The 12,120-nt window shown below is 70.3% G+C and carries 13 protein-coding genes; 10 read left to right on the top strand and 3 right to left on the bottom strand.

Annotated elements, in window-relative coordinates; translation table 11 throughout:
* Window positions 1-184: 184 nt before the first annotated feature.
* A complete protein-coding gene (locus ACFZAT_RS32015) occupies window positions 185-502 on the bottom strand; it encodes a trypco2 family protein (protein ID WP_391269202.1) in 318 nt (105 codons plus the stop codon).
* A 260-nt stretch (window positions 503-762) separates the two neighbouring features.
* On the opposite strand from ACFZAT_RS32015, the gene ACFZAT_RS32010 reads away from it, so the two are divergent.
* Both ACFZAT_RS32010 and ACFZAT_RS32005 read left to right on the top strand, forming a co-directional pair.
* Window positions 763-1,764 carry an alpha/beta fold hydrolase gene (locus tag ACFZAT_RS32010; protein ID WP_391269200.1) on the top strand — a complete coding sequence of 334 codons (1,002 nt, stop codon included), beginning with the start codon at window positions 763-765 and terminating at the stop codon, window positions 1,762-1,764.
* A gap of 183 nt (window positions 1,765-1,947) precedes the next feature.
* Window positions 1,948-2,136 carry a DUF4236 domain-containing protein gene (locus ACFZAT_RS32005; RefSeq protein ID WP_391269198.1) on the top strand — a complete coding sequence of 63 codons (189 nt, stop codon included), beginning with the start codon at window positions 1,948-1,950 and terminating at the stop codon, window positions 2,134-2,136.
* Between the two features lie 103 nt (window positions 2,137-2,239).
* Here the strand turns inward: ACFZAT_RS32005 and ACFZAT_RS32000 are convergent, their stop codons facing one another.
* Together ACFZAT_RS32000 and ACFZAT_RS31995 are read right to left on the bottom strand one after the other, a co-directional pair.
* Window positions 2,240-3,448 (bottom strand): amidohydrolase, encoded by a 1,209-nt coding sequence (locus tag ACFZAT_RS32000; RefSeq protein WP_391269195.1) that lies wholly within the window; start codon window positions 3,446-3,448, stop codon window positions 2,240-2,242.
* Window positions 3,445-4,860, bottom strand: coding sequence for an MFS transporter (locus ACFZAT_RS31995; protein WP_391269193.1), 1,416 nt, complete (start codon window positions 4,858-4,860; stop codon window positions 3,445-3,447). Before ACFZAT_RS31995 ends, ACFZAT_RS32000 begins: the two co-directional genes overlap by 4 nt.
* Window positions 4,861-5,065: 205 nt before the next feature.
* On the opposite strand from ACFZAT_RS31995, the gene ACFZAT_RS31990 reads away from it, so the two are divergent.
* The 8 genes from ACFZAT_RS31990 to ACFZAT_RS31955 all read left to right on the top strand — a co-directional run bounded on the left by ACFZAT_RS31990 (window position 5,066) and on the right by ACFZAT_RS31955 (window position 12,089).
* Window positions 5,066-6,067 carry an AsnC family transcriptional regulator gene (locus ACFZAT_RS31990; RefSeq protein ID WP_391269190.1) on the top strand — a complete coding sequence of 334 codons (1,002 nt, stop codon included), beginning with the start codon at window positions 5,066-5,068 and terminating at the stop codon, window positions 6,065-6,067.
* Window positions 6,068-6,271: 204 nt separating this feature from the next.
* Complete coding sequence (locus ACFZAT_RS31985) at window positions 6,272-6,781, top strand: tryptophan-rich sensory protein (RefSeq protein WP_391269188.1); 510 nt, start codon at window positions 6,272-6,274, stop codon at window positions 6,779-6,781.
* A 176-nt stretch (window positions 6,782-6,957) separates the two neighbouring features.
* Window positions 6,958-7,914 (top strand): polyphosphate kinase 2, encoded by a 957-nt coding sequence (gene ppk2 / locus ACFZAT_RS31980; protein ID WP_391269186.1) that lies wholly within the window; start codon window positions 6,958-6,960, stop codon window positions 7,912-7,914.
* Between the two features lie 237 nt (window positions 7,915-8,151).
* Complete coding sequence (locus tag ACFZAT_RS31975; RefSeq protein ID WP_391269184.1) at window positions 8,152-8,406, top strand: SRPBCC family protein; 255 nt, start codon at window positions 8,152-8,154, stop codon at window positions 8,404-8,406.
* Window positions 8,407-8,889: 483 nt separating this feature from the next.
* Window positions 8,890-9,828 carry a GntR family transcriptional regulator YhfZ gene (gene yhfZ / locus ACFZAT_RS31970; protein ID WP_391269182.1) on the top strand — a complete coding sequence of 313 codons (939 nt, stop codon included), beginning with the start codon at window positions 8,890-8,892 and terminating at the stop codon, window positions 9,826-9,828.
* A 94-nt stretch (window positions 9,829-9,922) separates the two neighbouring features.
* Window positions 9,923-10,309 (top strand): transcriptional antiterminator, encoded by a 387-nt coding sequence (locus ACFZAT_RS31965; RefSeq protein WP_391269180.1) that lies wholly within the window; start codon window positions 9,923-9,925, stop codon window positions 10,307-10,309.
* Between the two features lie 37 nt (window positions 10,310-10,346).
* Window positions 10,347-10,703, top strand: a complete 357-nt coding sequence (locus ACFZAT_RS31960) for a DUF2620 family protein (protein ID WP_391269179.1) — start codon at window positions 10,347-10,349, stop codon at window positions 10,701-10,703.
* A gap of 48 nt (window positions 10,704-10,751) precedes the next feature.
* Entirely contained in the window at window positions 10,752-12,089 is a 1,338-nt protein-coding gene (locus ACFZAT_RS31955; RefSeq protein WP_391269177.1) for a YhfT family protein, read from the top strand.
* The last annotated feature ends 31 nt before the right edge of the window (window positions 12,090-12,120 follow it).

Genomic DNA, 12,120 nt, shown 5'->3' with positions numbered 1-12,120 from the left:
GGCACGGCACCTCGCGGCGTTGCCGAAACGCCCCAATAGCTCCGCTATCACGACGCTCCGGCGCCTTGCGATGCACCGCACCAGACGCCGCGGCCTGATCCGACCCTGATCGACAAGACACCCCCTAGACCCTGTCGTCACATTGCCGTCGTCCGCCCGGCAGACGGGAATTCGACGACAGGGCCTAGCGGGGGCGCTCGGGGGTATGGGCGCCAATTCTCTGATCCGCGCCGTGCTCGTCAACGGGCTGCAAAGTGATCTTCAGGCGCGAAGTGGCGCCTGCCGCGTATCCGGCCTTCGCCTCCGCGCCGACGCTCCATGGCAGGACCGAAACCTTGGCACCGGCCTGGCCGTCCTTCTTGACGTCGACAGCGAACTCGATCTCCACCGGCCCCGTGCGGAACTGGATCGCGTGCCCATGACCATCGGTCATCGCCTGCTCCAACTCGGCCCGAATCGCGCTGATCGCCTCGGACAGTCCCGCCCATGGCTCCTGCGGCATGCTCAGTCCCCCTGATGCACCGTTTTGACGTGTCGTCAGCAGCGTAGCGCGCCCACCTCGCTCTTCGACATACGTCCTCCATCGAGCCTCGTCTCTCCGCGACTGGGCCGGAAAAGGGATCGCTGAGCCGCACGCGCCCCGCCCCCCACCGCCCCGTCCCGCAGGTTTGCCAGAACGGCAAGCCTGCTCGCGTCGAGTGCGGGCCGCGTCGCATGATCGCTGCGTATCCTCGTCCACCCGCGCACCCGGGAGAAGCCTCCATGCAGTCCGAGCCGTGCTCCGAACTCCGTCACCGTACCGTTGAGGTTCCGGCCGGGCGCCTGCACCTGGTGGAGCAGGGCGCCGGCCCGCTGGTCCTGCTCCTGCACGGCTTTCCCGAGTCCTGGTACTCCTGGCGCCACCAGATCCCGGCCCTCGCCGAGGCCGGTTACCGGACGGTGGCGATCGATGTGCGGGGCTACGGCCGTTCCTCCAAGCCGGAGTCGACCGACGCCTACCGGATGCTCGAACTGGTGGAGGACAACGTTGCTGTCGTACGCGCCCTCGGTGAGGAGAGCGCGGTGGTCGTCGGCCACGACTGGGGTTCCAACATCGCCTCCGTCTCCGCTCTGCTCCATCCCGAGGTCTTCCGCGCCGTCGGCCTGCTGAGCGTCCCTTACGCACCGCCCGGCGGCCCCCGCCCCACCGACGTCTTCGGCCGGATCGGCGGTCCCGAGCAGGAGTTCTACGTCTCCTACTTCCAGGAGGAGGGCCGGGCCGAGGCGGAGATCGAGCCCGACGTCCGGGGCTGGCTCGCGGGCTTCTACGCTGCTCTGTCCGCCGACACCATGCCCGCCCGGGGCGAACCCGACCCGCACTTCGTGGCCCGGTCCGGCGGCCGGCTCCGCGACCGCTTCCCCACGGGGGCGCTCCCGGCCTGGCTGAGCGAGGACGATCTCGACTTCTACTCCGGAGAGTTCGAGCGTACGGGGATCACCGGCGCGCTCAACCGCTACCGCAACATGGACCGGGACTGGGAAGACCTCGCCCCGCACCGCGGAGCCCCGGTCAAGCAGCCCGCCTTGTTCATCGGGGGTGCCCTGGACGCCTCCACCACCTGGATGGCCGACGCCATCGACGCCTACCCCACCACCCTGCCCGCCCTGGCCGCCTCCCACCTCCTGGACGGATGCGGCCACTGGATCCAGCAGGAACGTCCCGACGAGGTCAGCCGCCTGCTGACCGACTGGCTCGCCACCCTCCAGGGCGGTGGAGTCGGATGAGGGTGTGATCCGTCAGGACCGGCGACGTCTGCCTCTTCCTCGTCGACGACGCCAACAGCCCACCGACGCACCGCGTTTCGGACGGCTTGAAACGCGCGGTGCGGGGCACAGGAGTGTCAACTGGCTTCGAAGACAGGATCAGTGGGACCGCGCACCCCGGCGCGCACGAGAAAGTGAGACGTCATGCCGCTGACATTCCGCAAGAGCTTCCGGATCCTGCCCGGTGTCCGCCTCAACATCAACCGGAAGTCCTGGTCGATCACCACGGGGGGCAAGCACGGACCCCACCACACGCGCAGCAGCACCGGGCGCCGGACCACCTCGATGAACCTCCCCGGCCCCTTCGGATGGCGCAAAACACGCCGCAGCTGACCCGTACGGCTCGGCATACGCGGGCCCCCGGCCGGAAAGGCCGGGGGCCCGCTCCGTCGTCAGGCGGGAATGGCAGTGAGAGAGATCTGCCCGGCGCGTCATGTCACAGGGAGGCCGTCTCCGTTCGTCGCCGGTCGGCGAGAAGCCCAAGACAGCGTCGCCTCTGCTCCGTATCGGTCGCCAGCTCCACGCCGACGTGGGCGAGGGCGGTTGCGGCGTCGAGTACGGCGCGGTCGGCACCCGGGGAGTTGCCGTAGCGGGCGAAGGGGGCGGTGTGGTGGTGGGCGCCCTCGGTGTCGTAGCCGATGGTGGGGTGGAGGGCCGGGAGCACGTGAGAGAGGTTTCCCATGTCGGTGGAGGCCATGACCTCACCCCCGCGGTCCACGGGGTCGCGGCCCAGGGAGCGGGCCGCACGGGTGTAGGCCGCGGTGAGGAACTCGTCCTGGCGCAGGTCGGCGAAGTCCGCTCCGTGCGGCGTGAGTTCGAGTTCGGCGCCGGTGGCGAGCGCGGCCGCCTCCAGACAGGCCCGTACCTTGCGGCGGGCGTGATCGAGGTCCTCGGTGGTGCGGGCGCGCAGCTCGTAGCGGGCTCGGGCCGTCTCGGGGATGACGTTGACCGCGCGACCGGCCTCGAAGACGACGTCGTGGACCAGGGTGCCTGGAGGCAGTTGCTGACGCAGCAGGCCCACAGCGGTGTGGGCCAGGGTGATCGCGTCCAGGGCGTTGACTCCTTCCCAGGGGGCGAGCGCGGCGTGGGCGGGTTTGCCCCGGTAGACGACGTCCCAGGCGCCGATGGCCAGCGAGGAGGCGCCCACGGAGTCCTCCGGCGCGGCGTGCGCCATGAAGGCGGCGGCCACGTCGTCGAAGACACCGGCTTCCAGCAGCAGCGCCTTGCCGCCGATGTCCTCCTCGGCTGGTGTGCCGACGAGCTTCACGGTGATGCCGAGGAGGTCGGCGACAGCGGCGAGGCCGAGGGCGGCGCCGACCGAGGCGGCGCCGTTGACGTTGTGTCCGCAGGCATGTCCGATGTCGGGCAGCGCGTCGTACTCGGCGCACAGGGCCACCACCAGGACGCCGCTTCCGCGGGTGGCGACGAAGGCGGTCGGCAGGCCGGCCGCTCCGCGGGTGACCTCGAACCCGGCGTCCTCGGCGATGGACGCGATCTTGGCTGCCGACCGGTGTTCCTGCATGGCCGTCTCGGGTTCGGCGTGCAGGCTGTGGCTCAGCGCGAGAAGGCTCTGCTCGTGGGTCCTCACGGCGGCGGCGGCCTCGGCGCGAGCGCGGTCGCGCACCGTTGTGGTCGTGGTGGTCACACGGTCCTCCCGGCGGAGACGGCGCCGGCCTCGGGGATGAGGGGCGCCGGCGGGGCGCGGAAGAGCAGGGCGACGGCGGCTCCGGCGAGCGCGACCACCGCGCAGGCGGCCCAGGCCCACTGGTAACCGGCGCCGGTGACGGCGCCTCCGGTCGTGGCGTGGCAGGCCCACAGGGCGCCGATCACGGCCGCGCCGATCGCCGCGCCGAGGGAGAGGGCCATCTCGTTGACACCGACGGACAGCGCGGTCTCGGCCTCGTCGACCACTTCGACCGAAAGGGACCGGGTGGCGGCCTCGAACATGCCGGTGGCCAGGCCCACGGTCAGCGCGCCGACCAGATACTGCGGCACGGAGGAGTGGAAGAGGACGAGGCTGAGGAAACCGGTCGCACCCACGAAGCCGCCCACTCCGAGGACGGTGCGGTCGCCGACGGCCCGGGCCAGACGGGGCGTCAAGGTGGAGCCCGTGAAGCCGACGGCGACCATGGCAAGGGAGATCAGGGAGATGTCCTGGGCGCCCAGGCCGAGCCCGAACCCGTGGCCGTCCGGTGCGGTGCCGAGGTAGACGGAGTTGGCGCCGAGGAAGCCGATCGCTCCGAAGGCGATGCAGAAGGTGTGGGCGCTGACCGCGGCGAGGCGAGGGTTGCGCAGCAGGCGGAGGTCGACCAGTGGGTGCGCGGAGCGCTGTTCGACGCGGATCCAGGCGGCGAGCAGAAGCAGGGCCGCGAGGACCGCCAGCAGGGAGTACGCCGACGCCCAGCCCCAGGAGGCGCCTTCGGTGAGGACGAGCATCAGGACGCCGAGACCGAGAGTGAGCAGGAGCGCGGCGACGGAGTTGAAGCGGCCGGCACGGGCGGCGGTGCTCGTCGGCAGGACCGTAGTGGCGATCAACGCGAGGGCGCAGAAGGGGACCGCGGTCCACAGCCCGGCGAGGGCGTGCTCGTCGCTGAGGGTTCCGGCCACGTAGCCGCCGACGCCGATGGACAGCAGCAGCGCGCCGACCAGCACCGACATGCCGATCCGGCCGTGTTCGGGTGAGCGGGAGCGCAGAATGCCCGCGAGCAGCGGGAAGAAGCCGACCACGGAGCTCTGGAGCACCATGCCCAGGGCCAGGGTGGTGGTGGTCGGCCGGACGGCGATCAGCAGCGATCCGGTGGTGACCATGGCGACGGCGATCAGCAGCAGCCGGTTGTGGCCCCACATGTCGCCCCACCGCGACAGCAGCGGGGTGAGGACCGTGAAGGCGATCTGCGACAACAGGTACAGGTTGTTCTGACCCACGGCGCCGATGCCGACGTGCGCGCCCACGACGGGCAGCAGCGGGGTCAGATAGCCCTGGACGACGCCACTGCAGACCACGATCACGCACATCGTCGCGATCAGTCCCCGTCCCCGGCTGATGGCATTCCTCACGGTCTCACCCTCTTTCTCTTGGCTGGAATACGACGTGGTGGCTAGGCCCTGTCGTCACATTGCCGTCGTCCGCCCGGAGGGCGGGCCGGGCGTCGCCCGGCAGACGGGAATGTGACGACAGGGCCTAGGGTGCGACCGGGCAGCGAGCAGAGCGGAAAATTGATGAGAATCGTCGGTGAGTGAGGTTTCCTTGTTGGATTCGGTCATGGTGAGCGAACTGGACCTCGCTCTCGTGCACTCCTTGCAGGTTCGGCCGCGGGCGGCCTGGACGGATTTGGCACCGCTGCTCGGTACGACGGCGGTGACCGTGGCGCGCCGCTGGGAACGGCTCAGCGGAGAGGGCCTGGCCTGGGTGTCGGCGGTGCCCGGCCCCGCCTTCTCTCGCAGCGGTTGCTCCGCCTTCGTCTTCGTCCGCTGCGCCCCGGGAGCCCGCCGGCGCCTCGCGGAGCGGTTGTCGGGGATGCCCGAGGCGGTGACGGTCGAACTCACCGCGCCGGGGAAGGCCGACCTCATGCTGGACGTGCTGGCGCCCGATCTGGCAGGCCTCCACCGGTTCGTGGACGAGGAACTGGCCGTCCTGCCCGATGTCCTCGGTCTGGAGTGCGCTTTCGCCACCTCGCTCTATACGGAGGGCTCCCGCTGGCGGCTGGGTTCTCTCGACGCCGCCCAGCTCTCCGTGCTGGGCCGGGGCGGAGCCGTGGACGGGTCGGCCGGGTCGGCGGACCTGACCGCGACGGACCACGTCATGCTCGACGCGTTGGTCAGGGACGGGCGGACACGGCTCAGTGAGCTGGCCGAACTCACCGGCGGGAGCGCCGCCACCGTCCGGCGGCGCCTGAACCGGCTGGTGGCGGGCGGCATCGTGGCGTTTCGCTGCGACATGGCACCCGCGGTGTCGGGGCTGCCGGTCTCGGTCACGTTCCGCGGCCGGGCCGCGGTGCACGACGTCAACCGCCTGCACCGCACCCTCGCCGCGCTCCCTGAGTGCCGGCTGCTGGCCGCCGTCACCGGGTCCGCCAACGTGCTCGCCACGTACTGGCTGCACGACATCGGCTCGGTGCAGCAGCGCGAGACGGCGGCCTGTGGCCGGCTCCCGAGCCTGGAGATCACCGAGCGCGTCCTCGGCGTCCGCACCGTGAAGCGGATGGGGCATGTGCTGGACGGCCGAGGGCGTCGGGTGGGGGTGTGTCCGATCCGGCCGTGGTGAGCCGCATCGGTGGACCGGGGGGACGGGTCGGCGGCCCTCCGCGCCCGCCCTGACCCCGGGCTGAACCTCCGACCGCCCTCGACCCCGAGTGACGGGGCCGCCGGCGGCGCCGCGTGGGGGGCGCGGTGTGACGTCGCAGTGCCGGGAGGCGCGATCAGCTCCCCCGCCCGCGTGGCGGACCGGCCGACGGGGAAGGCGTGCACCATGAGGCACATCCACGCACCCCGGCATGGCGGTTCCCCGACGCGCGGGTCATGGGGCCCCTACGCGCTCACCGCGGCGGCGGTCACCGCGTGCGCGGTGACCGGTGCGAAGGCGGTCGATCCGGACAGCACCTGGTACCGCGGGCTGGACAAGCCGCCGTGGCAGCCTCCGCCTTGGGCCTTCGGTGCCGTGTGGACACCGTTGTACGCATCGATCGCGTGGAGTGGCGGGCGGGCTCTCGGGCGGACCCGGGCGCGCGAACGCCGCGTGCTGGCCGCAAGCCTAGGGGTGAATCTGGCCCTGAACGCGGCGTGGAACTGGGCGTTCTTCGCCCGCCGCAGCCCATGGGGCGGAGTCCTGGGAACCTTGGTGCTCGACATGAGCAACGCCGAGCTGATCCGTCGCACGCAGCGTATCGACACCGCCGCCGCCAAGGGTCTGCTGCCCTATGCCGGCTGGTGCCTGTTCGCCACCGCCCTGAACGTCTCGATCGCCCGCCGCAATCGCTGATACGCGCTCCGCCGCGTACAGGTGCGGGTCTCGGAGCGTCGGGGCCCAGGTTCCGGATGGCTCCGGCCGCCCCGCGTTATGGTGCGGTCAGGTCTGCGAGCGCCGATCCCGTCGAAACGATTACGACTCACCCATGGCAAAGCGTAAGCAAAGCACCCGGGGGTACGGCGAACGGCATGAATGAGGCAGAAGAGCGAGCGCGGCTGCTGCGTGGGCTGAGCGTGGACGAAAGCCGGCCCGAGCGCCCGATGCTGCTGGACGATTCGGGCGAGGCCATCCAGACGTGGCGCGACAACCATCCCTACGACCACAGACTGCGGCGCAAGGAGTACGAGCGCACCAAGCGTGTTCTGCAGATCGAGCTGCTGAAGCTCCAACGGTGGGCTCAGGAGTCCGGGGCCAGAATCGTCGCCCTTTTCGAGGGACGCGACGCGGCCGGCAAGGGGGGAACGATTCAGCGCTTCAGCGAACGGCTCAACCCTCGTGGCGCACGGATCGTGGCCCTGGACAAACCGTCCGAGCGCGAGGCGGGCCAGTGGTACTTCCAGCGGTATGTACCGCACCTGCCCGCGCGCGGGGAGATCGTGTTCTTCGACCGTTCCTGGTACAACCGTGCCGGCGTGGAAAAGGTGATGGGATTCTGCACCGATGAGGAGTACACCCGGTTTCTTCGCCAGTGCCCCGTCTTCGAGGAAATGCTCGTGGACGACGGGATCATCCTGATCAAGTTCTGGTTCTCGGTCTCGCAGGCGGAGCAACGCACCCGCTTCGCGATCCGGCAGGTGGACCCCCTGCGGCGGTGGAAGCTGTCGCCGACCGATGTCGCCTCACTCGACCTGTGGGACGCCTACACAAAGGCCAAGGTTGCGATGTTCCGTGCGACCGACACCGAGTGCGCGCCCTGGACCGTCGTCAAGAACAACGACAAACGGCGTGGGCGCCTGGAGGCGATGCGCAGTCTGCTGTGGCGCATCCCTTACGACAACAAGGACCGTGAGGCCATCGGTGAGCCCGACCCGCTGATCGTCGGGGGAGCCGAAACTCTCATGGAGCGGGGCGAGGAACCTGCCGACCTCTCCCCCACACCGCTCGCCAGGACACACAACGGCCCGGGCAACCACCCCTCTGTCTGAACGGACGGGGAACCGGCCCCTCCCGCACACGTCCGTTCGCGGCCCCGTGGGGTCGGCAGGACCTTCTCCGACCAGCGCGCTCCGGCCATCTGTGCGCATGGTGGGAAGGTGCGGAAAACGGTGCGCGCCGCGGGCGCGGCGAGTGTGGAATCGGTCTGGCTTCGGTACGTGCGAACGGCCGCGTGGAGCACGTGGGCTCCGCAGATCCGGGCCGTAGACGCGGAAGCGGAGTTGCGGGTGGGGATGCGCGGTCGGGTGATGCCCGTGGTGGGGCCCGGCGTCGGCTTCGTCGTCGAGGCCGTCGACCATCAGGCCCGTACCTGGCGGTGGCGCGTGCGGGTGGGCCCGGTGAGGATGCGTCTGTGGCACACCGTTCGGGCCGCCACGCCGATCGGCACGGAAGCCGAGGTGCGCCTGGACGGGCCCGCACCGGTCGTGATCGCGTACGCGCCGCTGGCTCGCCGCGCGTTGCGCCGTCTGGTCGACGGCTGAGGCGGTACGGGCGCGAGCGCTGCCCCCGTCCTCGCCCCGGACCAGCCGCTGGAGCCGACTGCCGTGCCCCGTAAGCGAGTTCATCTTTCGTTCGCCGTGCGACCTTCTCCCCGTCATGAAGGCCTCCGATGCGAGCCCTCATACGTTCTTCGAGTACGAGAACCATGCCGAGGGCGGCAAGCTGTGGCTGGGCACCCGGTCGGCCTGGGCGCCCCGGTGCTCAAGGCCCGCTTCGGTCTGAACGTGTCGAACGACAACGGCCCGAACGTCGGCTGACGCAGCCGACGCGCGGGGATGGTGCCGTTCCGTGGTCACGGGACGGCACCACCCCCCGGTCCGCGTGTGCCGGTGGAGGCCCGGCTCCGCCCCCTTCTTGCACCGCGCGCAGCTCCCCCGAGCGCCAGGGCGGCGACGGGGGCCGCCCGATCGCGCTTCCGGCGAGAACCCTTGTCAATATCCAGAATCCTGTTTACTGTTCCCTTCGTGAACGCCTTCGATGACCGCTTCCTCACGCGCAACGGGCTGGCCGCCCGCCAGCTCGCGGTCCTGCTGCTCAACCATGAGCCGGACACCCGGCTGCCCCGGGTGCGGGACTACGCGGAGGAACTGGGCTGCGGCAACGGCACGGTCCAGGCGGCCCTGCAGCTTCTGGAGGAGTCCGGCGCCATCAAGACCACCGCCCGGGGACACCTGGGCACCTTCCTCGCCCACTCGGACCGCTCCATACTCTGGCGGCTCTCCGGGCTCGGAACGCTGCTGGCCGCGATGCCCCTTCCGTACTCCCGCCGGTACGAGGGCCTGGCCACCGGGCTCCGCGGCGCCTTCGAGGAGGCCGGCGCACCCTTCGCGATCACGTTCATGCGAGGCGCCGGGGCCCGTACCGCAGCCCTGCTCGACGGCAAGGTCGACCTCGTCGTCCTGTCCCGCTTCGCCGCCGACGAACTGATCGCCGAGCATCCGGTGGAGCTGGTGGCCGACCTGGGACCGGCCACCTACGTCGGCGCGCACGGCATGCTCCTGCGCCACGGCGTGGACCTGGACACGCCGGGGTTGCGGGTCGCGGTGGACCACGCGTCGGAGGATCTGCGCATGCTGGTCGACCTGGTCTTCGCCGGGCGCCCGGACGTCCGGCTGCTGGAGGCCTCGTACATGCAACTGCCCGACCTCTTCGCCCGCGAAGAGGTCGACGCGACCGTCTGGAACCTGGACGAGGTGCAGGACCGGCTCGGATTCGGCGTCGACGTGCTTCCGCTGGGCGACGAGGTCACCCGCGAGCTGTCGCTGCGCAACTCGAGCGCGGCCGTCATCGGCCGGACCGACGGGGCCAAGGCCCTGGAAGCCGTCCGGGACTCCCTGGATCTCCCACTGATCACCTCGCTCCAGCGCGAGGTGATCGAGGGCACCCGTCTGCCCTCGTACTGAGCCCTGGGTCGGGACGAAGGTCCTGCCCCTGACGGGACCTTCGCCCTCATCAAAATACAGAATCCTGGTTACTGTCGATTTAAGGAGGATGGCCATGGACGACCAGCTGGCCCTGCGGCTTCAGCTCTTCCGCGAAGGCGGACAGATCAAGCCCGAGGTGGCCGACTTCGTCACGGCCGAGCTCGCCGCCCTGGAGGCGGAGGGCAACACCGTGACCGAGGCGACCGCGGGCATGCTCACCAGCCACCTGATGATGGCGCTCACCCGGCTCCTCGACGGCGAGGCCGTCGAGCAGTTCCTCACCGACGACCAGGTCGCCGCCGAACTGGCCGGACACCCCGAGGCCGTCACCCGCGCCCGTGCCGTCGCCGAGCGCGCCCGGCGCGAACTCGGAGCCGCCCTCCCGGAGTCCGAGGTCAACTTCCTCGGCATGCACCTCGCGGTACTGGCCCAGCAGGCACCCGCCGCGCCCTCCTCCTGAACCATCCCGTCCCCCACCATCCGGAAAGAAGCACGACATGACGAAGATTCTCGCGGGCGGCGTCGGCAAGACCGAGGTCACCCAGACCATCAAGCAGCTCGGCATCGAGGGCCTGGAGGTCACCGCCTCCAGCGACATGGACGCCGCGATGAAGCTGCGCGTCGCCCAGGCCGACTACTACCTGGGCACCTGTCACACGGGCGCCGGTGCCTCGCTCGGCGTCCTCGTGGGCCTGATGGGCAGCGCCGTCTGCCACACCTTCGGCCGCACCATCCCCACCGAGGAGCAGGTCACCGCCCTGCTGGACGAGGGCAAGAAGGTCTTCGGCTTCTCGATGGACCAGATCGACACCATCGCTCCCCTCATGGCGCGCGCCATCGCCGCCCGCGGCTGACCCCAGCCTCCCCGCTCTGAATCACCCCGGGCACGAAGGAGTGACCCCGTGAGTACGACACTCGCAGCCGGTACGAGCCTCGATTTCTCGCTGGCCCAGCAACTGACCGTCATAGCCCTCTGCGCGCTGACCGCGTACATCTCCCACATGGCGCTGGCCGTCTTCAACGACGGCGTACGGCCGTTCCTCCTGGACTTCATCCAGGGGCGCACCACGCGCAGCGCGACGACGGCGGTCTCGTTCGGCCTCTCGGCCGGGTTCATCTTCGGGCTCGGTGCCCCGATGGCCCTGTCCACCGGGGTGCTGAACCCGTGGCTCCTCTTCCTGCCCACCGACATCCTCGGCATGCTGTCGCCGAAGAAGTGGCTCGCGCCGATCCTCGGCGGCGCCTGGGGCGCGGTCGTCGTCTTCGGGCTCGACGGGGCCAACAATGTGGCCCATGACCTGCCGGTCGACTTCATCACCGCCATGCAGCAGATGTCGACGCCGATCCTCTTCCTCTTCACGCTGTTCCCGGTGCTGGCCATCACCAAGCAGTTCGGCCGCAAGTGGGGCGGCGTCGCGGGACTGCTGGAGTTCGCCCTGGTCGTCATGACCATGAAGCTGTGGCCCAACATGTTCGCCGGTGCGCTGGCGATGGCCGTCGGTGTGCTGATGCTCATCGGTCTCGCCGTCGCCAAGGACCTCGCCCAGCGCAAGGCGGACAGGGCGGCAGGGGTGAGCGAGCCAGTCGTCGAGGGCGACGACCCGATGGCCTCGCTCTTCAGCGCCAGTGCGGCCCGGCTCCGCAGGTACCTGCCCCTGTTCATGGTGCTGGGCGCGGGGGTCTGTGTGCTCGCCCAGATGCACATATTCGGCGGCGGCGAGGCGACCAGCTTCCTGATCGCGAAGGGGCATTACTCCGAGGCGGCGCAGGTCGACTTCTACCGCGTCTTCGGCTTCATCCCGCTGATCGCGACCACCGCGCTGGCCTCCGGCGCGTACGGCATCGCGGGCTTCACCCTGGTGTACCCCATCGGCTACCTGATGCCGAACCCGTTCCTCGCCGCCATCGTCGGAGCCCTGGTCTTCGCGGCCGAGGTGCTGGCCCTGTCCTACATCGGCAAGCTCCTCGGGCGGCTGCCCAGCGTCCGCGACTCCTCCGAGCACCTGCGCAGCGCGATCAGCGAGACGCTCCAGCTGGCCATCCTCTTCGGCTCGCTGATGGCGGCCAACGCCATGGGCGGCGGTCTGGGCATCCTCACCGTCGGCGGGCTCTACCTGCTGAACGAGGCGATGGGCCGGCCGGTCGTCCGGATGGCCGCGGCACCGGCCGCGGTGATCGTCGGCGGCATCCTCCTCAACCTCCTCTACTGGATGGACCTGTTCACACCGGTCAAGGGATAGCCCCACTCCCCGGATCACGCAGGCCGACCCC

It is taken from the genome of Streptomyces sp. NPDC008163 (assembly GCF_042956885.1).
In the GTDB taxonomy this organism is placed as follows: domain Bacteria; phylum Actinomycetota; class Actinomycetes; order Streptomycetales; family Streptomycetaceae; genus Streptomyces; species Streptomyces drozdowiczii_A.
The sequence above is the reverse complement of the archived record's forward strand: the minus strand, read 5'-3'. Positions and strand labels throughout refer to the sequence as shown.